This is a genomic window from Sphingomonas sp. NPDC092440 (assembly GCF_044754985.1).
Lineage (GTDB): Bacteria > Pseudomonadota > Alphaproteobacteria > Sphingomonadales > Sphingomonadaceae > Sphingomonas.
This window is the reverse complement of the sequence record NZ_JBIVQA010000025.1, coordinates 1-26,330: the sequence shown is the minus strand read 5'-3', so window position 1 is coordinate 26,330 and position 26,330 is coordinate 1. Positions and strand designations below refer to the sequence as shown.

General features: G+C 68.3%; 30 protein-coding genes. 19 read left to right on the top strand and 11 right to left on the bottom strand.

The window, feature by feature from the left end; all coding sequences use genetic code 11:
• Positions 1-289: 289 nt before the first annotated feature.
• The 3 genes from ACIQCS_RS23465 to ACIQCS_RS23455 form a co-directional block, all read right to left on the bottom strand.
• The gene (locus ACIQCS_RS23465; RefSeq protein WP_401531925.1) at positions 290-622 is read right to left on the bottom strand and encodes a hypothetical protein; all 333 of its coding nucleotides are present in this window, start codon (positions 620-622) and stop codon (positions 290-292) included.
• Between the two features lie 97 nt (positions 623-719).
• On the bottom strand, positions 720-1,121 hold the full coding sequence (locus tag ACIQCS_RS23460) for a hypothetical protein (protein WP_345847874.1): 402 nt from the start codon (positions 1,119-1,121) through the stop codon (positions 720-722).
• Positions 1,122-1,270: 149 nt separating this feature from the next.
• Complete coding sequence (locus ACIQCS_RS23455) at positions 1,271-2,125, bottom strand: flagellin (protein ID WP_345847876.1); 855 nt, start codon at positions 2,123-2,125, stop codon at positions 1,271-1,273.
• 168 nt (positions 2,126-2,293) lie between these two features.
• Between ACIQCS_RS23455 and ACIQCS_RS23450 the strand changes: the two genes are divergently transcribed.
• A complete protein-coding gene (locus ACIQCS_RS23450) occupies positions 2,294-2,422 on the top strand; it encodes a hypothetical protein (protein ID WP_401531922.1) in 129 nt (42 codons plus the stop codon).
• Between the two features lie 83 nt (positions 2,423-2,505).
• On the opposite strand, the gene flgH is transcribed toward ACIQCS_RS23450, so the two are convergent.
• From flgH to flgF, 4 genes are read right to left on the bottom strand one after another with little or no spacing between them, the layout of a single operon-like run.
• Positions 2,506-3,273, bottom strand: coding sequence for a flagellar basal body L-ring protein FlgH (flgH, locus tag ACIQCS_RS23445; protein WP_345847877.1), 768 nt, complete (start codon positions 3,271-3,273; stop codon positions 2,506-2,508).
• An 11-nt stretch (positions 3,274-3,284) separates the two neighbouring features.
• A complete protein-coding gene (gene flgA, locus ACIQCS_RS23440) occupies positions 3,285-3,713 on the bottom strand; it encodes a flagellar basal body P-ring formation chaperone FlgA (protein ID WP_345847879.1) in 429 nt (142 codons plus the stop codon).
• On the bottom strand, positions 3,713-4,495 hold the full coding sequence (gene flgG / locus ACIQCS_RS23435; RefSeq protein ID WP_086130129.1) for a flagellar basal-body rod protein FlgG: 783 nt from the start codon (positions 4,493-4,495) through the stop codon (positions 3,713-3,715). Before flgG ends, flgA begins: the two co-directional genes overlap by 1 nt.
• Before the next feature lie 29 nt (positions 4,496-4,524).
• A complete protein-coding gene (gene flgF / locus ACIQCS_RS23430; protein WP_345847881.1) occupies positions 4,525-5,262 on the bottom strand; it encodes a flagellar basal-body rod protein FlgF in 738 nt (245 codons plus the stop codon).
• A 113-nt stretch (positions 5,263-5,375) separates the two neighbouring features.
• Here flgF and ACIQCS_RS23425 point away from each other — a divergent pair, with 113 nt between their 5' ends.
• The 4 genes from ACIQCS_RS23425 to ACIQCS_RS23410 are packed head-to-tail and all read left to right on the top strand — an operon-like array spanning position 5,376 to position 7,910.
• Positions 5,376-5,927 (top strand): flagellar basal body-associated FliL family protein, encoded by a 552-nt coding sequence (locus ACIQCS_RS23425; RefSeq protein ID WP_345847882.1) that lies wholly within the window; start codon positions 5,376-5,378, stop codon positions 5,925-5,927.
• Complete coding sequence (gene fliM / locus ACIQCS_RS23420) at positions 5,924-6,943, top strand: flagellar motor switch protein FliM (protein ID WP_345847884.1); 1,020 nt, start codon at positions 5,924-5,926, stop codon at positions 6,941-6,943. The genes ACIQCS_RS23425 and fliM overlap by 4 nt, the downstream gene beginning before the upstream one ends.
• Positions 6,940-7,329 carry a DUF6468 domain-containing protein gene (locus tag ACIQCS_RS23415; RefSeq protein ID WP_345847886.1) on the top strand — a complete coding sequence of 130 codons (390 nt, stop codon included), beginning with the start codon at positions 6,940-6,942 and terminating at the stop codon, positions 7,327-7,329. Before fliM ends, ACIQCS_RS23415 begins: the two co-directional genes overlap by 4 nt.
• Positions 7,329-7,910, top strand: a complete 582-nt coding sequence (locus ACIQCS_RS23410; protein WP_345847888.1) for a hypothetical protein — start codon at positions 7,329-7,331, stop codon at positions 7,908-7,910. The genes ACIQCS_RS23415 and ACIQCS_RS23410 overlap by 1 nt, the downstream gene beginning before the upstream one ends.
• A gap of 82 nt (positions 7,911-7,992) precedes the next feature.
• On the opposite strand, the gene ACIQCS_RS23405 is transcribed toward ACIQCS_RS23410, so the two are convergent.
• The gene (locus ACIQCS_RS23405; RefSeq protein WP_345847889.1) at positions 7,993-8,400 is read right to left on the bottom strand and encodes a hypothetical protein; all 408 of its coding nucleotides are present in this window, start codon (positions 8,398-8,400) and stop codon (positions 7,993-7,995) included.
• Between the two features lie 147 nt (positions 8,401-8,547).
• On the opposite strand from ACIQCS_RS23405, the gene ACIQCS_RS23400 reads away from it, so the two are divergent.
• Together ACIQCS_RS23400 and ACIQCS_RS23395 are read left to right on the top strand one after the other, a co-directional pair.
• Entirely contained in the window at positions 8,548-8,712 is a 165-nt protein-coding gene (locus ACIQCS_RS23400) for a hypothetical protein (RefSeq protein ID WP_345847890.1), read from the top strand.
• Positions 8,712-10,511 (top strand): hypothetical protein, encoded by a 1,800-nt coding sequence (locus tag ACIQCS_RS23395; RefSeq protein ID WP_345847892.1) that lies wholly within the window; start codon positions 8,712-8,714, stop codon positions 10,509-10,511. Before ACIQCS_RS23400 ends, ACIQCS_RS23395 begins: the two co-directional genes overlap by 1 nt.
• Positions 10,512-10,861: 350 nt before the next feature.
• Here ACIQCS_RS23395 and ACIQCS_RS23390 read toward each other — a convergent pair whose 3' ends face one another.
• Genes ACIQCS_RS23390 through ACIQCS_RS23380 form a run of 3 tightly spaced genes read right to left on the bottom strand, consistent with a single transcriptional unit; the run spans position 10,862 to position 15,257 of the window.
• Positions 10,862-11,770, bottom strand: a complete 909-nt coding sequence (locus tag ACIQCS_RS23390) for a flagellin (RefSeq protein WP_345847894.1) — start codon at positions 11,768-11,770, stop codon at positions 10,862-10,864.
• 24 nt (positions 11,771-11,794) lie between these two features.
• Positions 11,795-13,876 (bottom strand): FlgK family flagellar hook-associated protein, encoded by a 2,082-nt coding sequence (locus ACIQCS_RS23385; RefSeq protein WP_345847896.1) that lies wholly within the window; start codon positions 13,874-13,876, stop codon positions 11,795-11,797.
• A 22-nt stretch (positions 13,877-13,898) separates the two neighbouring features.
• On the bottom strand, positions 13,899-15,257 hold the full coding sequence (locus ACIQCS_RS23380) for a flagellar hook protein FlgE (protein ID WP_345847898.1): 1,359 nt from the start codon (positions 15,255-15,257) through the stop codon (positions 13,899-13,901).
• 183 nt (positions 15,258-15,440) lie between these two features.
• Here ACIQCS_RS23380 and ACIQCS_RS23375 point away from each other — a divergent pair, with 183 nt between their 5' ends.
• From ACIQCS_RS23375 to ACIQCS_RS23320, 12 genes are all read left to right on the top strand, one after another.
• Entirely contained in the window at positions 15,441-15,833 is a 393-nt protein-coding gene (locus ACIQCS_RS23375; RefSeq protein ID WP_345847899.1) for a flagellar biosynthesis repressor FlbT, read from the top strand.
• Between the two features lie 10 nt (positions 15,834-15,843).
• Positions 15,844-17,181 carry a flagellar protein export ATPase FliI gene (fliI, locus tag ACIQCS_RS23370; protein ID WP_345847900.1) on the top strand — a complete coding sequence of 446 codons (1,338 nt, stop codon included), beginning with the start codon at positions 15,844-15,846 and terminating at the stop codon, positions 17,179-17,181.
• Positions 17,178-17,603, top strand: a complete 426-nt coding sequence (locus tag ACIQCS_RS23365; protein WP_345847902.1) for a hypothetical protein — start codon at positions 17,178-17,180, stop codon at positions 17,601-17,603. The genes fliI and ACIQCS_RS23365 overlap by 4 nt, the downstream gene beginning before the upstream one ends.
• A complete protein-coding gene (locus tag ACIQCS_RS23360; protein ID WP_345847904.1) occupies positions 17,600-18,652 on the top strand; it encodes a peptidoglycan-binding protein in 1,053 nt (350 codons plus the stop codon). The genes ACIQCS_RS23365 and ACIQCS_RS23360 overlap by 4 nt, the downstream gene beginning before the upstream one ends.
• Positions 18,653-18,878: 226 nt before the next feature.
• A complete protein-coding gene (locus ACIQCS_RS23355) occupies positions 18,879-19,940 on the top strand; it encodes a sigma factor-like helix-turn-helix DNA-binding protein (RefSeq protein ID WP_345847905.1) in 1,062 nt (353 codons plus the stop codon).
• A gap of 66 nt (positions 19,941-20,006) precedes the next feature.
• The gene (locus ACIQCS_RS23350; RefSeq protein ID WP_345847906.1) at positions 20,007-20,522 is read left to right on the top strand and encodes a hypothetical protein; all 516 of its coding nucleotides are present in this window, start codon (positions 20,007-20,009) and stop codon (positions 20,520-20,522) included.
• A gap of 123 nt (positions 20,523-20,645) precedes the next feature.
• On the top strand, positions 20,646-21,710 hold the full coding sequence (locus ACIQCS_RS23345; protein ID WP_345847907.1) for a helix-turn-helix transcriptional regulator: 1,065 nt from the start codon (positions 20,646-20,648) through the stop codon (positions 21,708-21,710).
• Positions 21,711-21,739: 29 nt separating this feature from the next.
• Positions 21,740-22,411 carry a thymidylate kinase gene (locus tag ACIQCS_RS23340; RefSeq protein ID WP_345847908.1) on the top strand — a complete coding sequence of 224 codons (672 nt, stop codon included), beginning with the start codon at positions 21,740-21,742 and terminating at the stop codon, positions 22,409-22,411.
• 87 nt (positions 22,412-22,498) lie between these two features.
• Positions 22,499-23,623 carry a fumarylacetoacetate hydrolase family protein gene (locus ACIQCS_RS23335; RefSeq protein ID WP_345847909.1) on the top strand — a complete coding sequence of 375 codons (1,125 nt, stop codon included), beginning with the start codon at positions 22,499-22,501 and terminating at the stop codon, positions 23,621-23,623.
• 66 nt (positions 23,624-23,689) lie between these two features.
• Entirely contained in the window at positions 23,690-24,469 is a 780-nt protein-coding gene (locus tag ACIQCS_RS23330; protein ID WP_401531914.1) for an SDR family NAD(P)-dependent oxidoreductase, read from the top strand.
• A 3-nt stretch (positions 24,470-24,472) separates the two neighbouring features.
• Positions 24,473-25,360, top strand: a complete 888-nt coding sequence (locus ACIQCS_RS23325) for an SMP-30/gluconolactonase/LRE family protein (protein ID WP_345847912.1) — start codon at positions 24,473-24,475, stop codon at positions 25,358-25,360.
• A gap of 115 nt (positions 25,361-25,475) precedes the next feature.
• Complete coding sequence (locus ACIQCS_RS23320) at positions 25,476-25,934, top strand: MarR family transcriptional regulator (RefSeq protein WP_345847913.1); 459 nt, start codon at positions 25,476-25,478, stop codon at positions 25,932-25,934.
• The last annotated feature ends 396 nt before the right edge of the window (positions 25,935-26,330 follow it).

Sequence of the window (26,330 nt, the reverse complement as noted above, 5' to 3'; positions counted from 1 at the left end):
ACAGATGACGTGACATCCATCCCCTCCGCCAAACTCATCTACCACACATATTACGACAATAACTCAAACAGATATATAGGTTCTCAACCTAGGGTGAGAACCCAAACAAGTATCTGATTTCCCGCCGTCACCCCGGCCTTGCGCCGGGACCTCGCTTCTACTTGCGCTGTCGAGATGGCGGGACCCCGGCGCAAGGCCGGGGTGACGAAGGAAGTATATGAGTCCCCAACCTAAAGCAGAACGGGGCCCCGAAAGGCCCCGTTCGCGGTTCTCGAAATGGATCCGTGGATCAGGCGTGCGCGGCACGCAGGATCGGCTGCGTCGGCAGCTTGATGATCTGCATCGGTGGCAGCTCGTCCCCGGCCTCGGCGATTTCATACGCCTCCAGCGCGCAGCCCGGCAATGCGGCGGGCGCGGTGAGCATCGCAATGCAATCGGCGATCGACGGATCCTCGCGCGGGCCGATCGTGTCGAGCACGTCCGCCAGCGTCGCGCCCGGCGCCGCCAGGCCGCGATCGGCGGCAGCCGCCCAAAGCGCCCGGGCATCCTCGACCGTTAGCGTTAACGTCACCGTGTAGCCGGCCGCCGCTTCCGAACCCTGCCTGATTTCACCAACGCCCATTTGTCTGCCCCCGACCTGTTCGTGTGAATTTTGTATTAAATGCCTCAAAGCCGGCTTGCGGCGTAGTACGGGCAAGCCCGTATGTGGTTTTGCGAAATCAGTGGACCCGCGCTTCCGCCCGCCGCCCGAGCTCGCGGGCATGCGCCGCGACCAGACACAGTTCGGCATAGAGCCGATCCCAGAAAGGCGCGGGAATATCGAGTGTCGGGCCGTCCGACTGATGGAGCGCAAGCGCGGCGCAGGGATCCAGCCCGAGGCGGAAGCGCGTGGCGAACACGCCGTCGATATGCTCATCCGGCAGGTCGTGCGGCACGGCGAGGCGCGCCGACATGATGTAGCCCGACAGGATGTCGACGCCATAACCGTCAAGCATCACGCGCGGCCGGCCGGCCATGTCCGGCCGCTCGAGCACGACGAGCGCGCCCGAGGGATGCTCCTCGACGCTCACCTGAAGGCGGCCGCCGAACGCATCGGTGATTTCTCTGATCCTGGGAAACAAGGCTCTATCCTCCTCTTGGGATCATTATAGAGGCGTCAACCAATTGGCGGGGCGGCGCACGCAAGAAAATTGCGGGCACGAAAAAGGAGGCCGGGACTTGCGTCCCGGCCTCCTCGTCAGGGCCATAGACTCCAGGGAAAAGTCCGGCCTTAACGGAACAGCGAGGTGATGGTCGACGGCGCCTGGTTGGCGATCGACAGAGCCTGCACACCGAGCTGCTGCTTGACCTGCAGCGCCTGCAGCTTCGCCGATTCCTTGGCGAGATCGGCGTCGACAAGGTTGCCGATGCCGCCCTCGATCACGTCGGAGAGCTTGCTGGTGAAGGTCGACTGAGCATCGATCTTGCGCGAAGCCGCGCCGAGGGTGCTCAGGCTGGTCTTCAGGTTCGCCTGGGTCGTGGTGATCGTGTCGATCATCGCCTGCGCCGAAGCCTGGCTGCTGATGTTGCCGCCCGAAGCGATCGTGACGACCGAGCCGCCAAGGTCGAGACCCTGGTTGGCAACGCTCAGCGAGTCCGGATCCCAGGTGGTCGAGCTGGTGTTCGAGTCCTGCAGCGACTGCAGGGCCGTCACGGTGCCGCCCGAAGCCTTCAGCAGGTTCGTGCCGTTGAAGTCAGACGAGTTCACGATCGTGGTGATCTGGTCACGCAGAGCAACGAAGTCCGCGTTGAGCGCGTCACGGGTCGACGTGTCGATGCCGGCGTCGGCGGCCTGATAGGCCTTCGCCTTCATCTGGTTCACGACGTCCGAGATCTGCTCGGCGCCAGCCACCGCCACGTCGGTCACGCTCTTGGCGCGGCTCAGCGACGAAGACACGGCAGCGAGGCCGCCCATGTCGCCACGCAGGCCCTGAGCGATCGTGTACGAAGCCGAGTCGTCCTTGGTCGACGCAACCTTCAGGCCGGTGTTGATGCGGCTCTGAACCTGCGACAGGCCCCGGTTGGTCTCGTTGAGGCTCTGGAGAGCCGCCATCGCACCGACGTTGGTGTTAACCGAAAATGCCATTTCACTATCCTTCTTGGATCAAGGGCTGCTTCTGCGGCCCGAACCGGAGACGCCGGTTCGCGACGGAACGTGATCGGTACGCCCGCATGATCATTGTGGGATGAATTATAGGATGACCAAAATTGCCACGCGAATTTAGATGGTTACCACGATGTTAAGAGGTGAGGCTTGCTGATCGATCCAGCGATTCCAGACGCTTGGGCACAAATCGTCACCCCGGCGAAAGCCGGGATCCCTGGCGATGGCGCGGGACAGGAGCCGCACGAGATCCCGGCTTTCGCCGGGATGACGATTTGAGTTGAGACGGGCCCGCCTCACAAACGAAAATCGCCCCGCAGCACGAGCTGCGAGGCGATCCTCTCCAAATCCTGGCGCCTTCTTCAGAAGGGGAAGAGCGCGTCGTAGATCTGCTGGCCCCAGCGCGCCTGCTGCGCGTCGGTCAGCTGGCCCTTGCCGCCATAGATCACGCGCGCCTCGGCGATCTGCGAATGGCGGATCGAATTGTCACGGGCAATGTCTTCCGGACGGATGAGGCCGGTGATGATCAGCTCGCGCATCTCGAAGTTCACACGGACCTCCTGGCGGCCCTTGATCATCAGATTGCCGTTGGGCAGCACCTGGGTGACGATGGCGGCCATCGTCATGTTGATCGTCTCCGACCGCGCGGTGGTGCCGCCACCCGCATATTTGGAGCCCGAATTGGTCTCGAGCGCGGCATTGGCATCGGCCCCGAGCAGCTTCTTCACCGGGCCGATGCCGAGCAGGCCGCCCAGGCCGCCGCTCTCGCTGCCGCCACGGGTGCGCGAGGTGTTGTTGCCCAGGTCCGCCTTGTCGGCGATGTTGATCTTGATCGTCAGGATATCGCCGAGCTTGTTCGCACGCTGGTCGCGGAACAGCGCGCCGGCGCCGGTGCGGAACAGCGAGGCGCTGTTCCCCTGCTGGGGCTGCTGCCGCATCGCCACGGTGCCATTGGCGGTCGCGCCGCGAACGCGCTCGGACGGCATCGCCAGCGACGGCTCGATCTCGGGCGCCTCGACCGGCTGGATCTCGGAAAGCTTGGGGGCCTTGCCCACCTGCTTCAGGCGCCCGACGGCGCCGCAACCCGAAAGCGTGGCGCAGATGGCCGCCGCGAGAATGATCTTGCGCATGATAGCTTCCCTCAAGGCGTGACGATGCGCACGGCGCCCGTGGCCTCGACGACCCCGTCCAGCGTGCGATTGGTTGCATTGGCGACGACCCGCACGGCCTCGCCCTTGGCGCCGCCGCCGAGCGCACGGCCCGCGGCGGTGATGATCAGCGGGCCGCTGACGATGCGGATCGTCACCGGCTCCCCGCGCCGCACCATTTGCGGGCGCATCAGATCGGCCTGGCGTACCACCGTGCCCGCGGGCAGGTTGCGCGCGGCTTCCATGCCCGCGGCCTGGTCGATGGTGAGCGCGCCGCGCGCCGTGGCGGCGGGGCGCTGCTCGACCGCGAAGTCGCCCGCTTCGATCCGGTCGCCCTTCTGCACGGCATGGCCGAGCACGGCGACCGGCACCTCCTCGGGCGCGGCGAGACCGAGCAGCGCGAGGCCGAGAACGCCCAGCATCAGCGCAGCTGGCTGGTCGTCGCCAGCATCTCGTCCGCGGTCTTCACCACGCGGCTGTTCATCTCATAGGCGCGCTGCGCGGTGATCAGCGCGGTGATCTCTGCCACCGGATTGACGTTCGAGGATTCGACGAAGCCCTGCAGCAGCGTGCCGAAGCCCGGATCGCCCGGGGCACCGGCGATCGGCGCGCCCGAAGCCGCGGTCTCGAGGAACAGGTTGCCGCCCTTGGCCTCCAGGCCGCCTTCGTTGACGAAGGTGGCGAGCTGGAGCTGGCCGAGCGTCTGCGGCGTCGGGTTGCCCGAAAGGACGACATCGACCTGGCCGGTCTTGGAGACGGTTACGCTCACCGCGTTCTGCGGCACGGTGATGCCCGGCTGGACCGGGAAGCCGTCCGAGTTCACCAGCTCGCCCTGGTCCGACACGCCGAACGAGCCGTCGCGGGTATAGCCCGTCGTGCCGTCGGGCAGCGTGATCTGGAAATAGCCATGGCCCTGGATCGCCAGGTCATATTGGTTGTCCGTCTGCTGGGTCGCGCCCTGCTCGTTGATCCGGTAGATCGCGCCGGTCTTCACGCCCGAGCCGATCTGGATGCCGGTGGGGCTCATCGTCTGCGCGCTGGTGGCCGAGCCGGGACGCACGACCTGCTCGTAGAGCAGATCCTGGAACTCGGCGCGCTGGCGCTTGAAGCCCGTGGTGTTCATGTTGGCGATGTTATTCGAGATCACATCGACATTGGTCTGCTGCGCGAGCATGCCCGTCGCGGCGATGGAAAGCGTACGCATGAGCTAGTTCCTTATGCTCGTAATGGGGTTCAGCCGACCTTGCTCAACCGGTCGATCGCCGACTTGCGCATGTCGTTCATGCTCTGGGAAAGGTTCTGGCTGGTCTGATAGGCGCGCAGGATCTCCACCATGTCGGTGGTTTCCTGGATCGCGTTGACGTTGGAGCCTTCGAGGCCGCCGCTCACCAGATGCGTCTGCTCCGACGGCAGCTCGCGGCCGCCGGTGCCGCTGAACAGCCCGTCGCCGCGCGGATCCACTCCCGCCTCGTCGAACTGAGTCACGGTGACGCGGCCGAACGGGCCGCCGGGCCCGTTGACCGTGCCGTCCTTGCCGATCGAGACCTGGTTGGCGGCTTCCTGCGGGATGGTGATCGGCTTGCCGCCTTCGCCCAGCACCTTGTTGCCGCTGGAGGTGGCGAGCTCGCCGGTCGGCAGCATCTTGAGCTGACCCGCCCGCGTATAGGCGGTGCTGCCGTCGGGCGCCTGGACCGTGAAATAGCCCTGCCCCTCGATCATCAGGTCGAGCGGGTTGCCGGTGGCCTGGAAGCCGCCCTGGCTGAAATCATGGACCGCGCCGTAATCGAGCACGAACGACGTCTGCTTCGCCGGCTTCACCGCGCTGTCGGTCTTCTCGACATATTCGCGGAAGACCGGCTGTTCGCGCTTGAAGCCGACCGTGTTCATGTTGGCCAGGTTGTTCGCCGCCACGTCCATGCGACGGCGCAGCGCCGTTTCCTGGCTCAGCAGCACATAGGAAGAAATGTCCACCGGACGTCCCTCAAAAATTCGCACTAGGCAACAATTGCCGGGCGCTGATCCTATAATAGGAGAAAATGCATCGACGCGGTGTCGGCGCGCAGATTTCGGAAGGTCACCAGGGAATGTCGTCTCCGGAAATCATCGAGGAGGGTGCGGAAGCCGCGAAGGCGGCCACGCCCAAATCGAGGAAGAAGCTGATCCTCATCGGTGCCGCGGCAGGCGTGCTGCTGCTTGGCGGCGGTGGCGGCGCGGCCTTCATGCTCTCCGGCTCCAGCGCCAGGGCGGAAGACGCCAAGGATGCGCATGGCGGCGCGAAGGATGCCGCGGCAAGCGGCGGCCATGGCGAGGCGGCGGCGGGCGATGCGGGCAAGGACGCCTTTGTCGACGTCCCCGCGATGCTGGTGAACCTGCGCTCGCCCGACGGCCAGGCACGCTTCCTCAAGATCCATTTCATGATCGTGCCGGGCGACGGCGTCGCCCCGGACGGGCTGAAGGACAAGCTGCCGCTGGTGCTCGACAGCTTCCAGCCCTTCCTGCGCGAGCTCCGCCCGGAGGACCTGTCCGGATCCGCCGCGGTCTTCCGCATCAAGGAAGAGATGATGGTGCGCGCCACCGCCACGCTCGGCGCGGGCCAGGTGAAGGACATCCTCATCCAGGACCTGGTGCAGCAATGATCGACCTCGAGGATTTCGATCTTCCCGATCCTCCCGCTCCTCCCGGCGACATGGGCAGCGGCGTGTTCGACCAGGCCGATATCGATGCCCTGTTCGGCGATGTGGGCCCGATCGCCCGCAAGTCCGGCCTGCGCGCCGTCATCGAATCCAAGGTCATCAGCCACGAGCGCCTGCCGATGCTCGAAGTGGTGTGCGACCGGGTGGTCCGTTCCTTCGCGAGCTCGATGCGCAACCTGACCTCGGACGGCGTCGACGTCAGCCTGGAGGAAGTGACTTCCACGCGCTTCGGCGAATTCATGAACCGGGTCGCGCTGCCCGCGATGGTGGGCGTGTTCAAGATCGAGGAATGGGAGAGCTACGGCCTCGTCACCGTCGATTCGAACCTGATCTACTCGGTGGTCGACGCACTGCTCGGCGGCCGCGGCGGCGGCTCGCCGATGGTGATCGACGGCCGCGCCTTCACTACGATCGAGACCGGCCTGGTCTCGCGCATGCTGACGCTGGCGTTGAACGACTTCTCGGAGGCCTTCGCCCCGATCGAGCCGGTGAACATGCATCTCGAGCGCATCGAGACCAATCCGCGCTTCGCCGCGATCGCTGGCGTGTCCAACATCTGCGCCACCGCGACCTTCCGCGTCGACATGGACGGGCGCGGCGGGCGGTTCACCCTGGTGTTCCCCTATGCCACCCTGGAGCCGGTGCGCGACAAGCTGCTCCAGCGCTTCATGGGCGAGAAGAGCGGCCGCGACAGCATCTGGGAGGCGCACATGGCCGCCGAGGTGCGCAAGACCAATGTCTCGATGAGCGTGCTGCTGGGCGAGAAGGCGATGTCGATCGCCGAGCTGCGCAACCTCGAGATCGGCCAGACCATCGCGCTCCACAAGAGCCCGGACGACGCGCTCGACGTCGCGTGCGGCGGCGTGAAGCTCGCCCAGGGCCAGATCGGCCAGCGCAACGGCCAGGTCGCCGTCCGCCTGATCAACGACGTTTCCTCCGACAAGAAGGTGAAGCAATGAGCATCGCGCTACTCGCCAATGTGCTGACGATCATCCTGTGCATGGCCGTGCTCGTGCAGAGCGTGCGGATGATGAAGAGCCTGCGCACCGTGAAGGACGGCGCGCTCACCCAGGTGGTCGAGGCGCTGCAGGTCGCCACCGTCCAGGCCCGCGCCGTGCTGTCGGACATGAAGCACACGCTGGGCACCGATTGCGCCCGCCACGCCCAGCTGGTCGAGCGTGCCCGCGAGCTGCGCGACGAGCTGAGCCTGATGACCGGCATCGCCGACGCCGCCGCCGAGCGGATCGTCAACGCGGTCGGCATGGCCAATGCCCAGCGCGACGAGGAAGCGGGCGAGCCGGTGGTCGAAACCAAGGGCGACGCTCCGCTGGCGGAAGCCGCGTGATGGCCCGCCCCTCGCTGCTCCTGCTCACCGCCGGCGTGACCGGGCTCGCGGTGGTCGCCAATGCGGCGACGATCGCGACCGGCCAGCAGGACACCGGCCAGACCCGGCTCGGCAACGCGATCACCCAGGACATGAGCGACCGCGATGTCGCCGCCGCCCGCCGCAAGCGCGGGCTCGACCTGCGCGAGCAGGCGGCCAAGGCCGCCTCCGCCCGGCTGGCCGCCGATGTGGAGGCCCGCCGGAAGCAGGACGAGGCGCAGTTGCAGGCCGGCGCTGCCCCCGGCGGCGCGCCTTCCCCCGCGGACTCGCAGTTTGACGAGCTGGCCCGGATCTACCAGGCGATGAAGCCCAAGGCCGCCGCGGTGGTCTTTGAGCAGCTCGACATGGAAGTGCAGATGAAGGTCGCGCAGCGGATGCGCGAGCGCTCCACCGCGATGATCATGGCGGCGATGACGCCCAAGGGAGCGGCTGCGCTCAGCATGGCGATGGCGCGCCGCAATGCCGCCCATCCGCCGGCGGCGGCGGTGATCCGCCCCCAGCCCGGCCAGGCAATGGGCCCGGTCGCGACCGCACGCCGCTGACATCGACATCGACGACAAGAAAGCGCCGTCCCGGCATCATGCCGGGGCGGCGCTTTCTTGTCGTCGATTGCCGGAGACCCGTTCAGCCGGTGCGGGCGTCGACTTCGACGATCAGCACGCGGACCAGGCCGGGCTCGGCGGCCCGCAGGGCGGCGGTAAGGTCATGGTCGAGCCGCTGCGCGTCGACCGCCCGAAGCGCCGAGGCATTGAGCCGGGCGAACTCCAGTCCCGCCGCCAGCGTCGCCGCGCGCAGCATCGGCATCTCATCACCCAGCTTCGAGGCGATCTCGGCGGAGCCCGCGTCGATCACCAGCTTGAAGCGCAGGGCGCCGTTGACGCGATCCGCGTCCACGATCGGCACGGTGATCTCTTCCATGGGCACGAGATACAGGCCCTCGCCCGCGGCGGCGCCGCCGCCCGATGCCTGTGCGCCACCGCCCGGCAGCGGCAATGCCGCCAGCCCCAGTGCCACCAGCGTTTCGCGTCGCAAGATCCTGTCCTCCGATATCGATGCCCGGCGCCCGCATCGGGCACCCATCCCTCTATAATAGAATGGAATCAGCGAGCAGGTGACGAGTTGAGCCACGATCAGCGCCCCAGAAAGATGCGTGTCGTCGATAATGGAAGGCATCCGAATGTGCGGATGACCATCGAGGAGACGGCCGAGATCGTCCGCCCGCCGGCTCCGGCCCCCGCTCCGGCCAGGGCGCCGCTGCCGATGCTGCACGCCATCCTCTTCCTGCTCGCCTGTATCGGCGGCGGCATCGCCGTCGTCGCGATCCGGCCGTTCGGGCTCGGCTGATGCGCAGCCTGTTCCTGGCCCTCGCCGCCGGCGCCACCACCGCGCCCGCCGTCACTGCGCCGGCTCCGCACGGCTCCCCCGCGCCGGCCGCCACGCCCGCCCCCGCGGCCACGCCGGCCGCCGTGATCCCGAGCATCGCGCTGCCCCGCTTCGCCGCCACGCTCGCGCAACTGCCGATGATCACCGGCGCGGACGGCTGGACCGGCGTCACCGGCACCGAGGCGTGGCACCAGCTCGCCACCGCGACGCCCGACACGCGCCAATCGGTACGCTGGAGCTTCGCCAAGGGCCTGATCCACCAGGATCGCGCCGCCGAGGCGCTGGGCGTGCTCGAAGCGATGCGCCTGGCCGATCCCGACCTGGCGCTCGTCGCCCCCTATCAGCTCGCGCGCGGCGCGGCGCTCACGCTGCTCGGCCGCGACGCCGAAGCCGTGGAATCGCTGAGCACCGCCGAGCTCGCCGGCAATGCGGAGGCATGTGCCTGGCGGATGCGCGCGCTCGCCCATTCGGGCGCCGCGCCCGAGGCGATGGGCCAGATCGGCTGCGCCCGCGACGCGATCAACGCCCGCACCCCGCGCGACCGCGCGCCCTTCATGCTCGCCGCGGCCGGTGCCGCGATCGATGCCGGCCAGCCGCGGCCCGCGCTGCAATGGCTCCAGCTGTTCGACGACCGGAACGGCGACGCCAACCTGCTGCGCGGCCGCGCGCTGCTGGCGCAGAAGGATCTGGCCGGCGCCCGGCTGCGCTTCGAGCGCGCGGCGCTCACCGGCACCCCGGAGGCGAAGGCCGGCGCCCGGCTCGGCGCGATCGAAGTGTCGATCGCCGGCCATGCGATCGCGCCGCCCGAGGCGATCCGGCAGCTCGACGCGATGCGCTTCGGCTGGCGCGGCGGCCCGGTCGAGCGGCGGGCACTGACCATCGAATATGGCCTGGCCAAGGAACAGCAGGACCTGCGCGCCGAGCTGAAGAGCGGCGCCACGCTGCTGCGCTACTTCAAGCTGGGCACCCAGGCCGGACCGATGCTCGCCGAGCTGCAGCAATCGCTGAGCGCGGTGCTGGCGCCGGAGAGCGGCGTGCCGCTCGCCCAGGCCGCCGGCCTTTATTGGGACTATCGCGAGCTGGCCCCCTCGGGCGGCGATGGCGACCTGCTCGCCAACCGCCTGGCCGATCGGCTCCAGGCCGCCGGCCTCTATGCCCGCGCCGCCGAGCTGCTGTCCTATCAGCTGACCCAGCGCGCGCAGGACGTCGCCCAGGGCCCGCTCTCCGTGCGCGTGGCGATGCTCCAGATCCTCGCCGGCCGGCCCGACCTGGCACTCAAGGCGCTGCAGGCCACCGAGCAGCCGAGCTATACCGCCCAGATGCGCTGGGACCGCAAGCGGATGGAAGCCGTGGCGTTCCATCGACTGGGCAAGGACGACGCCGCCGCGGCCGCGCTGGACGGCGTGCCGGACGGCGCGGCGGTGCGCGCCGAGATCCACTGGCGCACCCAGGACTGGGGCTCCTTCGTGACGGAGAGTGAAAAGGGCCTGCCCTCCGGCAGGGGCCTGGGCGCGCCGCAGCAGGCGGCGGTGCTGCGCTATGCCGTCGCGCTGGCGATGCTGGGCCGCGAGGACCGGCTACGCGCGCTGCACGGCCGCTATGCCCCGGCGTTCAAGGGCCTGCCCACCGCCGGCGCATTCGACATGCTGACCGCCAGCCTCGACCGGATCGACCCGGCCAGGCTCGATGCCGCGATCGGCGCCATCCCCGAGGCGAGCCCGGCGGGCGCGATCGGCGACCTGCTCGACGCCGGGGGCTGAGCCGCCGGGGCGAGCGGACGGTTCCAACGTCGCGGCTCGCCCCGCTGCTCGAAAGGTCGCAAAGGCCGCACCCCGTGCGAGCCTCGCGAGATCCAAATTTCCCTAATTTCACGGGAACCCAGCACATCGCGCAACTTCCTTGCGCGAATGCGATCCTATTTTTCCAACGCGGCGAAAGAGCGGCCGGCAACGCGCACCGGCTGCGCCAGCCCAGCAGGCGAAACCCTACATTGCAAGCAGGCCAACAACCAAGTTGAGGACTCACCGTCCTTCGTCATCCCCGCGCAGGCGGGGATGACGGGGTTCGCTGATCAAGCGTCAGCTCAACCCCCAGAAGACCGGAACGCCCCCTATCTCAGATAGGCGGTCAGGTTCAGCCCCGACAGCTGGGCGAACACCGAATAGCTCGCCTCGAGCACGGTCTTCTGCTGGGCGAGATCGATCGCGACCTGGCCGAGATCGGCATCCTCATTGTCCTGGATCACGCCCTGCAGCACCAGGCCGCGGGCCTCGCCGCGCGCGGTCAGCGTGTCGACCTGGTTCTGCTTGCGGCCGTTGTCGGCGTTGATCGCCCGCACGTCGCCAAGGCCGGTATTGAGCTGCGCCACCGCCTGCTTGATCGCATCCATCTGCGCATCGGTGGGCTTGACGCCGATGTCCCCGGCCTGGCCGAGCGTGCGGAACGCCTCGTAGAGATTGGCGCCGATCTCGCTCGCGCCGACGCCGTAGCTGATGTCCACGCCATCGGCCACGCGCGCATTGGCGCGCACGGTGTCGTTGTGGAAGGCATTGGCGGCGGGGGTCGTCGCCGCCTGGGCGAGCGTGTCCACCGAGAAGGGCGCCTGATCGATCTGGCTGCCGCCGAACAGCGGCGTGCCGCCTTCCGAGGCGTTGAGCGAGGTGCGGAACTGATCGAAGGCAGTCTGGATCGCTTCCTGCAGGCCGGCGGAATCGCCGGTGCCGACTGCCTTCATCAGGCTGGTGCGCAGATCCGACGTGGCATCGTCGATGCCCTCCAGATTGGCCTGGTAGAGCGAGAGGGTGGTGCCGACGCGCTTCGACACGGTGGCCTGCGCGTCCTGGCGGGCGAGCAGCGAGTGCGCGGAGAGATTGCGCACCGCCTCGGTGCCGAGATCGGCAAAGGTCGCGGCCTTCTTGCGGGTCGAAAGCTGCCGCTGGGTGTCGGCCAGCTGCTCCTGCGCGCGCGAGATCGCCCCCGCCATGGTGCGCTGGAGCGGAATGGTGGCAACGCGGGTCATGGGTCTTCCCTTCTTCTTCCGGCCCTATCGGACCATGCCGAGGAGCGTGTCGTACATGTCGTTCGCCGTGGAGATCACGCGCGCGGCCGCCGAATAGCTGTTCTGCAGCACCACCATCTGCGAGAGTTCCTCGTCGATGTTGACGCCCGCGAAGCTGTCGCGGCGATTGATCGCGTCATCGCGGCGCGCCGTGGCATCCGCCAGCTGGCCCTTGGCCTGGTTCGCATCGAGGCCGATGCGGCCCATCAGGTTGCTGGCAAAGGCATCGACGGTCGACTTGCCGTCCTTGCCGAGATCGATCGCGCTGCCGAGCTTGTTGACGAAGGCGGTGGCGCCGCGCGTGTCGCCGGAGCCGAGCGCCTTGGCGCCCACCGCGACGTCCTGCAGCCGGGCGAGGCCGAGCTTGGACGCGTTCGCGAGGATGTCGGGCCGGACCTGCGCGCTGCCGAGCCCGCTCGACGCGCCGGTGAGGTTCATCATCTGCGCGAAGGAGCGCCCGGTGCCGAGCCGATTGGTCGAATCCGCCGGGATCGAGAGGGTAGCGCCGGCGACGCTCGCTGCCGGCGCGAAGCGCAGGCGCCCGCTATCGTCCAGCGAGAAGGTGCCGAAATTGGAAAGCGGGCTGCCGTTCAGATCGTTGACGAGATCGCCGAACGTGCCGCCGGTGGCGGGCGTCAGCGTATAGCTGGTCAGCGCCCGGCCGGAGCTGTCGCGCAGCACGATCTGCGTGGTCTCGCCCGTGGCGAAGCCATGCGGATCGCCGGCCGCGAAGCCCGAAGGCACCAGCGAGGAATCGTCGCTGCGGACGAGATCGTTGAGCCCGAAGAATTGCGAGACGCCCTGCCCGGCGCGCGCGCTGGGCTTGGTCGCATCCTGGCCGATCGCCACGCCGTTGCCGGCGCCGTTGGCGACGATGCTGAACTTGCCGTTGGCGAAGCTCGCCGTGCCGGCGCCGCCCAGGCCGGTATTGATCGCGGTGACCATGTCGTCGATCGTCGCGTTCGGGCCGAGTGCGTCGAAATCGATCTTGGTGCTGGCGACCAGCGTGCCGTCCGCCTTGGTGACCGCGAAGGTCGCGGCACCGGTGAAGCCCAGGCGATCGCTGCCCGCCATGCCGCTGTTGCGGCCGTTGAGCGCGGCCGGAGGCGGCACGGTGCTGCCCGCGTTCGACACCGAGTTCAGCGCCTGGGACAGGCCGGTGAACAGCGTGCCGAGCTGCTCGGAAAATGCCGGCAGCGCGCGATCGCGCAGATCGAGCAATCCGCCCAGCTTGCCGCCGATCGCGGCGGAATCGATCTTGTCGCCGGTGGCCGCGTCGGGTTGGGCGAAACGGACCTCGATCGGCGGATAGGTGGGCTGCGAAGCCCCGCCCGCGCTGGGATAGGAGAGCTGCCGCAGGCGCTTGTCGAGCAGCATCTGGCCATTGGCCGTCTCGATGGTGACGCGGCCGTCCGCCTGGTCGCGGACAGTGACCTGCATCAGCCCGCTCAGCTCCTCGATCGCGCTCATCCGCTGATCGGCGGCGCCGCCGGCGCTGCGGCCGAGGCCGGTGGCCTGCGCCACCGTGCCGTTCAGATCGTAGATGCGCTTGAGCAGCGTGTTGATCTTGTCGACCGAATAGCCGACCTCCGATTCCACGTCGGAGCGCAGCCGGGACACGTCATTGTCCATCTGCTGCATCGAGCTGATCGCATCCTGCACGTCGTTGGTGAACTGCGCCACCGTCTGCGTGGAGCCCAGCGAACCGGTCATCGCCACCGCCGAGGCTGAGACCGCGTCGAGGCGCGCCGAGAGGCCGGAAGAGGCCCCTGGCTGCCCGAGCAGCGCCTGCAGGCGGTCGAGATAGTTGGCGGTCACTTCGGTGCGGCCGTAATCGCCCGCCCGGTTATAGACCGTCGCCTCGAGGAAACGATCGGCGACGCGGGTGGGCTCGCCCACCACGACGCCGCTGACCTGGCCCGAGACCACGCCCGTGGTGAGGTTGACGCGCTCGCGCGCATAGCCGGCCACCCCGACATTCGCGATGTTGTTGGAAACCGCGCGGAGGCCGGCCTGGGCTGCTGCCAGGCCGGACACCGCGGTACCGAGAATGTCGTTGAGCGCCATGTTCCCCTACGTTCTTTTGGTGTTAGCGCTTGAGGTCGCTGACTTCGCGCAGCATGTCGTCCACCGTCGTGATGATCTTCGACGACGCGCTGTACGCACGCTGGAAGCGGATCATGTTGGTGAACTCGCCCGCCAGGTCGACCGTCGAGGCCTCCAGCGAGTTCGCCGCGATGGCGCCCGCGCCCAGCTCGCCCGGCTCGTTCAGCGTGAAGCCGCCCGAAAGACGGCTGGCGTTATAGGCATTGCCGGATACGCGGGTGAGGCCGTCCGGGTTCTGGAAGGTCGCCAGCGGGAGCTGGAACACCGAGCGGGTGGTGCCGTCGTCGAACACGGCGTTGACGACGCCTTCCTTGGTGATCTCGATCTGCGACAGATTGCCCAGCGTGCCGCCATCGGTGTTGCCCGAGATCAGCGAGCTCGGCTGGCCGAACTGGGTGAGGCCGTCGATCTTGCCGTCGCTGCCCAGTTCCAGCTTGATCGGCACCGAGGCCGCCTGGTTGGAGTAAGTGATGTTCAGCGCGCTGTTCAGCCAGCTGCCCGCCGGAAGATCGAGGCTGCCGTCCGGCTTGAACTTGACGTCGCCGCCCGCGATGAAGCCGTTGGTGCTCTTCACCGCCGGAGTCACGCTGGTATTCATGATGTCGCCCGGCGGGCTCGAATAGATTTCGGCCTTCCACGCATTCGGGCCGGTCTTGAGGAAGGCCATGTTCAGCGTGTGCGAGCCGCCCTGCTGGTCATAGACGGTGAACGAGCGCTGGAACTGGTTCTCGGTCTTCGGCGTGAACGTATTGTCGGCCGCGTATTTCGCCAGGTCGCCCTGGGTGTAGCCGGCAGCGGCCGGCGAGACGTCGGTCGCGGTGTTGAGGTTGATGCGCGCCTGGATGCGCGACGTCGCCGCCGCGGTGCCGGTCAGGTCGCTGACGCGGATCGCCTCCAGGTCGTCGAGATTGCCGGTGTTGACATATTTGCCCTCGGCATCGAGGCGATAGCCATAGAGGTACAGGCCCGTCGCCGGGTTCTTCAGATAGCCTTCCTCGTCGGCGCGGAACGAACCGGCGCGGGTGAAGGCGACCTCGCCCTGGCCGCCGGCGGCGGTGCGGGTGACGAAGAAGCCCTTGCCGTCGATCGCGATGTCGGTGCTGTTGCTCGACGCCTGCATCATGCCCTGCTTCGAGATCATCGCGATCGGCGCGGCGACGACGCCGCCCGCCGAATAGCTCGAGCGGGCGCGGCCATCCGTCACCATCGTCTTGAACTGGGCTTCGACGCCCTTGTAGCCGATGGTGTTGATGTTGGTGATGTTGTCGGCGACCGCCGCCATCGCGCTCGACTGCGCGTTGAGGCCCGAGACGCCGGCATAAAGAGCGGAATAGAGGCTCAAGACGTTAACTCCCGTCGATGCCCACGGAACGCGCGCGGGCCACGCCTCAATTGTAGGATGAGCGAAGCGAAGACCCAAAGCGGGGCAAGATAAGATTATGCTGGGCAAAAATTGCCGGGTGCGGCGCCGGCGACGCAAAAGGCATCCTATAATGCAGCCAGACGAACGAAAGGCTGTTCCCCAATGCTCCGCATCACCCTTCGCGACGGCGAGAAGGCGATCGTCAACGGCGCGGTGATCCGCGCGGTGGGCCGCACCCAGATCGCCGTGGAGAATCAGGTGTCGATCCTGCGCGGGCGCGAGATCATGCGCCCCGAGGAAGCGACCACGCCCGCGCGCCAGCTCTATTTCGCCGCGATGCTCGCCTATATCGATCCGGCGAACCGCGACGGCCATCACGACATCGTGGTCGGGCTGGTCGGCGCGCTCGTCATTGCGCTCGATGCGCCGGAAGCCAAGTCGGCCTGCATCCGCTTCGCCGGTGAGATCGCCCAGGGCGAATATTACAAGGCACTGGCCAGCGCGCGCGAGGTGATTGCGTTCGAGGACGCCCTCGCCGCCCCGCAGGCGGCCTGAGGGCCACAAGGTGCAGACGCTCGCCAGCGCAGCCCGCGCGATCCGGGACATGACGCCCGATCGCCGCTTCGGCCGTGTCGTCGCGGTGCGCGGCGCGCTGATCGAAGTGGAAGGGCTCGCCGGCGCCGCGCAGATCGGCAGCCGCATCGAGATCGCCGCGCCGGGCGGCATCGTCCAGGCGGAAGTGACCGCGCTCGACCGCGAAGTCGCGCTGTGCCTGCCCTTTGTCGATCCGCAGGGGGTGGGCCTGGGCGCCCGCGCCGAGCTTGGCGCCGGCCAGTTCAGCGTTCGCCCCTCCCAGGCCTGGCTCGGCCGGATGGTCGACGGGCTCGGCCGCCCGGTCGACGGGCTTGGCCCCCTCCCCAATGGCGCCGATCCGCAGCCGATCAAGGCGCCGCCGCCCGCCGCCGCCAATCGCGCCCGGGTGGGTGAACGCATCGAGACCGGGGTGCGCACGCTCGACCTGTTCGTGCCGCTGTGCCGCGGCCAGCGGCTCGGCCTGTTCGCGGGCTCGGGCGTCGGCAAGTCGGTGCTGCTCTCGATGCTGGCGCGCTGGACCCAGTGCGACGTTGCCGTCATCGGCCTGATCGGCGAGCGCGGCCGCGAAGTGCAGGAATTCATCGAGGACGATCTGGGTCCGGAGGGCATGGCCCGCTCGGTCGTCGTCGTCGCCACTTCGGACGAACCCGCGCTGATGCGCCGCCAGGCTGCCTGGACCACGCTCGCCGTCGCCGAGTATTTCCGCGACCAGGGGCTCAACGTGCTGTGCCTGATGGACTCGGTCACTCGCTTCGCCATGGCGCAGCGCGAGATCGGCCTGGCGAGCGGCGAGCCGCCGGCGACCAAGGGCTATACCCCCACCGTCTTCGCCGAGCTGCCCCGCCTGCTCGAGCGCGCCGGCCCCGGCGCACCGGGCAAGGGCATGATCACCGGGCTGTTCACTGTCCTGGTCGATGGTGACGACCATAATGAGCCGGTCGCCGATGCGGTGCGCGGCATCCTCGACGGGCACGTCGTGATGCGCCGCGCGATCGCCGAGCGTGGCCGCTATCCGGCGATCGACATCCTCAAGTCCGTCTCGCGCACGCTGCCGCATTGCATGAACGACGCGCAGAACGACATCCGCGTCGGCGCGCGCAAGCTGCTGTCCACCTATTCCGACATGGAGGAGATGGTACGGCTGGGCGCGTACAAGGCAGGCTCCTCGCCCGAGGTGGACCGCGCCGTGACGCTCGCCCCGCAGATCGAGGCGATGCTCAACCAGGGCAAGAACGACGAGGGCAATGCCGATGCCGCCTTCGCCGCGCTCGGCGAGATCGTCGCGCTCAGCATGGAGATGGACGAATGACGCCGTTCGACACCGCCCTGCGCGTCCAGCGCCGCGAGGTCGACACGGTGAAGGTGTCGATCAGCGTCGAGATCGAGACGATCGCCGCGCTCAACCACCAGGCGCATGCGCATGATGCCCGCATGCGCGAGGAGCGCGTGCTCGCCGCCAGCGTGCCCGTTGCCAGCGACGCCTGGCGGCTGCGGATGAAGGTGGAGCGCGCGCGGCTCGACCAGCAGGCGCAGCTGGCCACGATGCGGCTCACCCATCTGCGTGCCCAGGCCGTGGAAGCCTATGGCACGATGCGCGCCATCGAAGGCGCGGCCGACCGTTTCAAGGACGAAGCCGAGCGCGCCGCCGCCGGGGCCGAGCAGGCGATGATCGACGATATCGCCGCCGCGAAGCTGGTCGTCGCGCGCCGCAACGCGGAGCGCAGCGCATGATCCCGCGCGCCGACCTCTCCCAGCTCAGCCCCGCCAATCGCGCCAAGGTGATCTACACCGAAGCGCAGACCGAGCTCGCCAGCCGGTTGTGGCGTGCCGCGCTCGGCGACGGCGAACGCGACGACCGCAAGGGCAACGGCATCGGCCAGAACGGCCTGAGCGGCGATTCGCTGCTCGACCTGCTGGGCGGCCGGATCGGCGGCCAGGCGAACGGCGTGCAGGGTTGCAATTGCGGTTGCGCCTGTGCCTGCCACCGCAAGGCCGCCGTCAAGGACTTTGCCGACGATTGCATCGAGGATCTGCGCGGCGCGATCGGCGACACCGCCGAACAACGCAGCCGCGCCATGGCCGCGGCGATGGGCACCGAGGCTACCGTCTCCGTCGCCAGGGGGGCGGTGGCATCGGGCCTCGCGCTCGGCGCCAATACCCGCTTCGCGCCCGCCTTCGCCATGGCCGAGGCGCGCACCGGCATTCCGGCAACCGCGCTCGCCGCGATCGTCGACGCCGAGGCCGCCAAGGGGCATGACGGCAGCTGGAACACCATGTCGCGCAATCCCCGCTCGAGCGCGGCCGGGCTCGGCCAGTTCCTGAGCGGCACCTGGGAGCATCTCGCCGAGATTTCGGGCACCTGGCTCAACCAGTTCGCCGCCGAGCGCGGCTGGCTCGACGGACGCGGCCAGGTGCTGCCCGGCGCACGCAGCGAGCTGCTGGCGCTGCGCTATGACGGCCAGGCCTCGATCCTGGGCATCGCCGATCTCGCCAAGGTCAATCTTTCGCGGCTCGAGCAATCGGGCATCCGCGTGCACACCGATGCCGAGACCCTGGCCAAGTCGGCCTATCTCACCCATCATCTGGGGCTCGGCGACGCGAGGAAGTTCCTTGCGGGCGGGATCGATCCGGGCCGCGCGCGCATGCTGCTGGCCGCCCAGATCGGCGGCGGCGCGGCCGATCAGCGAATCGCCGCGGCCGGCAACGCCACCCAGGCGCACCGCCAATGGCTGCTCGGATTCATCGATCGCCGAATCCGTCCGGAACAATTCGCCGGCTAAATTATTTTATCCTATAATGATGGGATCGGCGGCCTTTCAGGCGCCGAATTCCATAAATATCGCACCATTTCCGTATTTTATGCGGAGAAGCGCGCTGCGCCGAAAAATCGACACTGGTAGGACTACATATAGGATTTTAAGGGTTCTGTTAAAGGATTAGAAGCCATGTTGCCCCTGTGAACGGCAGCCGAGACCCGGCGGGCCCGGACGAAACAGGGGATACGCAATGTCGAAGATCACGATCGCGCTGGAAGCAGCGGTGGCTACCGTCATCGAGAATACACCGAAGGACGGCGCCGCCCGTACCAACCGCCAGCGTGTGTATGTCGACCGCGCCTTTGCCCAGATCCTCAAGCTGATCGCCCCGCGCATCCGCCACTTCGTCCGCCAGTACGGCCTGACCGCGCATTGGGAAGATGCCGAGCAGTGCTGCGCCATCGCCGTCCACCGCGCGATCGAATCCTATGATCCCACCAAGGCCCAGTTCACCACCTTCGTGAACTGGCAGATCCGCGGCGAGCTCCAGAGCCTGCGCTTCCGCCTGATGACCGACCAGCGCCCCTCCGCCAAGAAGGTCGAGGCCACCACCGTCTCGCTCAGTGCCCTCACCGCCACCGATGGCGACGAGATCGCCCCCGAGGCCATGATCGAGGACGAGGATGCCGTCGCCCGCACCGAGGCCGCCGCTTCCGATTATCTCGCCGAGGGCGCCGTCTCCCAGCTCATCGACGCCTATGTCGACCAGCTCCGCAAGGTCGGCGTCGAGGCCCTTCGCCGCCGGCCGCGCCCGAAGCGCGCCGAGGCCGCGCTGCGCCGCACCGAGGGGCCGCGCCTGCGCTCCGCCACCCATGGCGTCGATCCCGCCGAGCTGGAGAAGCTCGAGGCCAAGCTGAGCCGCGATCGCGAGATCGTCGAGCGCCGCGTGTTCCAGACCGCCACGCTCGACGACCTCTCGCTCGAAACCGGCGTCACCAAGGAGCGCGTCCGCCAGATCACCAAGCGCGCCGCCAAGGCGATCGCCGAGATCGCGGCGAACGACCCGCGCTTCGCCGTGATGGCCGAATATGGCCAGCCGGGCGCCCCCAAGCGCCGCCCCGCCCCGGCCGCGCGCACCACGCCGATCCTTCCCGACGCCAGCCTGCCGCACAATCGCCTGGCCAGCGTCCGCGCCGTCGACCCGAGCACGCTTTCGCCTGTCGCCACGACGGCCGCCGGCGAGCAGGCAGAGCGGGTCGAAGCGGTCCAGCTCGCCGCCGCCCCGGCGCCGTCGAGCGCCTCGCTCCACTGATCGCATCGGAACGCCACGCGCGTCCCGTCCCATCCTATAATGCTCCCGAGAGGGCTGGAGGAACCGATGCATCGCAATTTCGACTGGCACGGCACCGAGGATTTCCCCGGTTCGCTGCCGCGCCCCAATCGCCGCCTGACCGCGCTCGCGCAGGACGTGGCGCGACTGGCCCGTCCCCTGCTGCCGGCCGGCAGCGAGCTGATCCTCGGCCTGGAGGCGACTGCCGACGGCCAGATCCACCTGCTGTGGTGGCGCCGCCGCGACTTCCGGCGTGTCGCGATCATCTCCGCCACGCCCGACGCCTTCTGCCCGGAAGACACCGACGAAGGTGCGCTCCAGGATGCCGCGGCGGCACTGCTCGACTATCTCGCCGGCCGCTGGCCGACGCCGCCGGGCGCGCTGGGCGCGATCACCGACGGCACCGGCGTGGCCTTCGCCCCCGATCATCCCGCGCCTTCTGCCGCGGGCTGGCTGCTCCGCCACGCCACCGGCGAAAGCACGCTGGCGATGATCCTCGACCTTGATCCGGCCGGCCCGTGCGGGCTGCTGACCGGGGGCCATGCGGCAGGTTCATTCCACTAACGGAATGCCGTTTACCTTGTATTATCCTTGAATTGCTTCAAGATACCCTCAGAATCGAGGGGATCGGTCATGGCAAGCGCGAACGGCAGGGGTAAGATGCGGGCGGGACCCGCAGGCGAACCCATGATCGACTTCTATCGTGCAATTGTCTTTCCGAACCGGGTGCGCGAACAGCGGCAGCGGCACGGCTTTGCCAAACTGCTGCGCCTCTCGGCGACGATTCCGCAGATCCCCTATATTCGTCTTTCGAAGATCGAACGCGGCGAAGTCGTCGCGCGGCCGGACGAGCTTCGCCGCGTCGCCGCCGCGCTCGGCATCGCCCCGGCCGACCTGCTGCTCGACATCGATGCCGCCGATTTCGACATCGCCGCCTGGGCCGAGCCGTTCAGCGACGGCGCCCAGATCGACCTGAAGGAGGAGCGGTTCGCCGTGCTGCTCGGGGCCGCGCTGCGCGCCCGCCGCACGCTCGATCCCGCGCTGACCATCGCCATGATCGAGCGCGACTATGGCCTGCCGCCGGTCAATCTCTCGCGCGTGGAGAATGCGCAGAAGCCGTTCGGCCGCTGGAACCCGGCCGTCCAGCGCGCGCTGTTCGCGCTGTTCGGCGTCGCCGACGAATCCGCATTGCGCGCCGAGGTGGAGAAGCGCCGCGCCACCGGCGTGCTCGATGCGTTCCTCGCCACCATCGCCAATCCCGAGACCCGGATCGCCCGCACGCGCGAGCGCGTCGCCGAGCTGCTGGCGGCGCTGCGCGAGGAGGCGCCCGCGCCGGCCGCCGTTCCGGCCGCGACTCCGCTGCCGCTCCCTGGCGCGCCGGTAACTGCGATCCGCCTGCTGCCGGTCTTCGGCGCGCCCCTGCCCCATGGCCTGATCGGCCACCAGCCGACCGGCAAGACCGTGGAAGCCCCCCATATCGCGGGGCCCCGCGCCTTCGGCCTCAAGGTGTGCCGCGCCACGCTGGGCGGCGGCCTGCCCGCCCAGGCGATCGTGGTCGCCGATCCCGATCGCCTGCCGGTGCCCGGCGGGCTCGCCGCGCTGCGCGAGGAGGAAGGCTGGCGGCTGCTCTCGGTCGCATCGGGCCGCGACGGGCGGATGATCGGCTACAGCATCAATCCCGACATGGAAATCTCGCTCGACGACTGCGATCCGGCGCGCCTGGCCGCGATCGTCTCTGCCGTCTTCCTCTGATCGCGGCGCCCGTGCTAGGGCGCGCTCCCATGGGGATCATCGTCGCGATCGAGGGCGCCGACGGCGTCGGCAAGAACACCATTTCGAGGCTGCTCTGCGAAACGCTCCAGGCAGCGGGCAAGACCGCCACGGTGATCGGCTTCCCGCGCTATGGCGAGACCGTCGCCGGCGTGACGATCGGCCGCTACATGGCCGGCGACATGCCGGTGCCGGTGCGCCCCCATGCCGCCGCGACGCTCTATGCGCTCGACCGGTTCGAGTGGCGCGACCAGATCCTGGCCGCGGCCGCGGCGCATGACGTGCTGATCTTCGACCGCTATGTCGCCTCGAACATGGCCTATCAGGGCGCGCGCGTGCCGGCGGAGGAGAGCCGCGCGCTGATGGAATGGATCCTGGCGCTCGAGACCGGCCAGTTCGCCCTGCCCGCCCCCGCCCTCTCCATCTATCTGAACACGCCCTGGGAACTGGCGCGCGCGCTGATCCTGCAAAAGGCCGAGCGCAGCTATACCAGCAAGAGCTTCGACGAATATGAGGCCGATGTCGCGCTCCAGCAGCGCGTGCGGGGCAATTACGAAGCGATCGTGGCGGGCGGCCTGCTCGGCCCGTGGCGGATGGTGCACGCCAGCACGGACGGGGCGATGCGCCCGCCGGCCGACATCGTCGGCGAGATCCTCGCGCTGCTGGAAGCGGTTCCGCAATAAGGCGTAAAGCGGCGCGACCGGCTTGACAGCCCACCCCGTGGCGCCGCATGGTAGCGCTATCAAAAGCAGATATTGGGGCGAGAGGATTTGAAAGCGTCTCCGGCGGAAGTGCTGCCTGTCGATCATGACAAGGCGATTCTGGTTGGTCGTGTCCTGACGGAAGCGGGGCCCAGCCCCGTGATCCTGCGCGACGGGCGGATCCTCGACGTATCGGCCAGCGCCGCGACCGTCTCCGATCTGCTCGACCATGTCGATCCGGCCAGCGTGGCCGGCATCGACATCGGTGCCGTGGCCGACATTGGTAGCGATAACGGCCCCGTCCTGCTCGCTCCGATCGACCTGCAATGCGTCAAGGCCTGCGGCGTCACCTTCGCGCTCTCGGCGATCGAGCGGGTGATCGAAGAGCGCGCCCGCGGCGATGCCGACAAGGCGGCGGCGATCCGCGGCGACCTGGAGGCCAGGATCGGCTCGGGCATCCGCGCGGTCGTTCCCGGCACGCCCGAGGCGGCGAGCCTGAAGGCCGCGCTGATCGAGGCGGGCATGTGGTCGCAATATCTCGAAGTCGCGATCGGCCCCGATGCCGAGGTGTTCACCAAGGCGCCCGTGCTCTCCGCGGTCGGCTGGGGGGCGGACATCGGCGTGCGCTCGGACAGCGACTGGAACAATCCCGAGCCCGAAGTGGTGCTGATCGTCGACCGGCACGGCATGCCCCGGGGCGCGACGCTGGGCAACGACGTCAATCTGCGCGACTTCGAGGGGCGCAGCGCCCTGCTGCTCGGCAAGGCGAAGGACAACAACGCCTCGACCGCGCTGGGGCCGTTCATCCGCCTGTTCGACGACGGCTTCACCATGGACGATGTCCGCGCCGCCGAGATCGACCTGGTCATCGACGGACCCGAGGGCTATCGCCTGGAGGGCACCAACAAGATGAGCCAGATCAGCCGCGATCCCACCGAGCTGGTCCGCCAGGCGCTGAGCGAGCATCAATATCCGGACGGCTTCGCGCTGTTCCTCGGCACGTTGTTCGCCCCGATCCAGGACCGCGACCATCCGGGCCGCGGCTTCACCCACAAGGACGGCGACCTGGTGCGCATCTCGAGCCCGAAGCTCGGCACGCTCGCCAACCGCGTCACCACCTCCAAGGCCGCCGCGCCCTGGACCTTCGGCATCCGCGAGCTGATGCGCAACCTGGCGGGCCGCGGCCTGCTGTGAGCGATTTACTCGGACAAATTAAACGCTATTCCAGGGTACCTTATTCTCATGTCGGAAGCTGATCCCATGCACGTGCCGCTCACTCGCGATCAGCGCGCCCTCTATCCGAGCCTGAAGGGCAAGCGCGTGCTGATCACCGGCGGCGGATCGGGCATCGGCGCCGGCATGGTCGAGGGCTTTGTCCGCCAGGGCTGCGACGTCACCTTCTTCGATATCGCCGATACGGAGTCGCAGGCGCTGATCGCCGGCCTCGCCGGCCTGGGGCAGCCGCCGGTCTATGAGCATGTCGACCTGACCGACGTGGCCGGCGCCAAGGCCCGGATCGCGCGGCTGATCGAGGATTTCGGCAGCTTCGACATCCTGGTGAACAACGCCGCGAACGACGATCGCCACACGATCGAGCAAGTCACGGAAGAATACTGGGAAAACCGGCTCAACGTGAACCTGAGGCACTTGTTCTTCTGCGCCCAGGCGGTGATCCCGGGAATGAAGGCCAAGGGCGCCGGCGTGATCATCAACCTGGGCTCGATCTCCTGGCACCTCGCGCTGGAGGAGCTGACGCTCTACCAGACGGCCAAGGCCGCGATCGAGGGCCTGACCCGCAGCTTCGCGCGCGAGCTGGGGCCCGACAATATCCGCTCGGTCTGCATCGTGCCGGGCAATGTGAAGACCCCGCGCCAGATGAAATGGTACACGCCCGAGGGCGAGGCCGAGATCGTCAAGTCCCAGTGCCTGAAGGGCCGGCTGGTGCCCGACGACATCGCGGCGATGGCGCTGTTCCTCGCCTCGGACGATGCGCGGCTGATCACCGGCCACGAATATTTCGTCGACGCGGGCTGGCGCTGAGCCATGGGCGTGGTGACCTCGGCACCGGCAAGTGTCTGGTCGCTCGCCGCGCCGCTGCTCGAAGGGCCGGTATGGGTGGCGCGCGACGCCGCCCTGTGGTTCGTCGACATCAAGGGGCATAAGGTCCATCGCTACGATCCGGCGACGGGCGACAAGCGCAGCTGGACCGCACCCGGCCAGCTGGGCTTCGTGCTGCCCGTGGCGAGCGGCGGGTTCGTCGCGGGGCTGCAGACCGGGCTTGCCCGGTTCGATCCGGCTGGCGGCGGCTTCGCGCACCTGGTCGATCCCGAGCCGGAAAAGCCGGGAAACCGGCTGAACGACGCCACCGTCGATCCTGCCGGCCGGCTGTGGTTCGGCACGATGGACGACAGCGAGGCGGCCGATACCGGCGCAATCTACCGGCTGGCGGCGGATGGCCGCTGCATCGCCGCGAGCCCCTTCGCCGCGATCACCAACGGCCCGGCGGTGAGCCCCGACGGGCGAACGCTCTACCATATCGATACGCTGGGCGGCGTGATCCATGCCTGTGACCTGGCCGCGGACGGCAGCCTGGCCAACCGGCGGGAATTCGCCCGCATCCCCAACGAGCAGGGCTATCCCGACGGGCCGACCGTGGATGCGGAGGGCTGCCTGTGGGTGGGACTCTACAAGGGATCGGCGGTGCGGCGCTACGCTCCCTCCGGGGAACTGCTGGAAATCGTGCCGTTCCCCGTCGACGCGATCACCAAGATCGCCTTTGGCGGGCCCGATCTGCGAACGGTCTATGCGACCACCGCCAACAAGCATCTCTCCCCGGCGGAAAAGGCGGCGAACCCGCAGGCGGGGGACCTGTTCGCCTTCCGCGTCTCGGTGCCCGGCGTGGCGGGGGCGCCGATCCGCGAAGGCGTCTGAACCCCCAGCAGGGAGGATTGGCTGGACCGCGCCATGCCTGGCAGATGCGGGCCTGTAGGCGGCAGATTTAGTCAATAATATTGACTATCCTGAATCGGGACTGTAAACAGTCCTCGTGACGGACGAATCCTCCCTTCCGATCCCCCTGCCCGCCTTGCTGCGCCATGCGCGCCACACCTATGGCGCCGCAATGCGGGCGGCGCTGGCGGCGAGCGGCTATGACGACATCCCCGGCAACGGGCTCTATGTGATCGGCGCGCTGGCGCTGGGCGAGGCGCCCCTCGCCCAGATCATCCGGGAGCTGCGGGTGAGCAAGCAGGCGGCCGGCCAGCTGGTCGATGCGCTGGTGCTGCGCGGCTATCTCGACCGGCAGGTCGATCCGGCGGACCGGCGCCGGCTGACGGTGACGCTGACCGAGCGCGGCCGCGCCGCCGCCGCTACGCAGATCGCCGCGCGCGTGGCGATCGATGCCGAGCTGGCCGCACGGATGGGCGCGGAGAAGATCCGCCACGCCCGCGACGTGCTCGCCGCGCTGATCGACATCGGCCACGGAGCCGAGGGCGATAGCGGGTGAGCAACGGCTCCCCTGCCTGAAAGGGAGGGGCCAGAGTGAACGGATATACGCGATAGGGCTCCGCTGCCCGGCGATCAGGACTCAGTCAGCAAACCCCTGAGACTATGCCCGTCCTCCCCGCGCAGGCGGGGACCCAGGGTAACAAGGGATGTTCGAAGCAATCACGCGCTTGCTTGCCGGAACCGGCAAAACGAGCCTCGCGCACCTTGCCCCTGGCCCTGGATCCCCGCCGGCGCGGGGATGACGAGGAAGGGATAGCGGAGATGACGGGGTTTGCCGATTGAGTCGTCACCCTAGGTTTAGAACCCAAACAAGTATCTGATTTTCCACCGTCATCCCGGCCTTGAGCCGGGATCCCGCTTCTTCTTCCGTCAGCAAGGCAGCGGGACCCCGGCT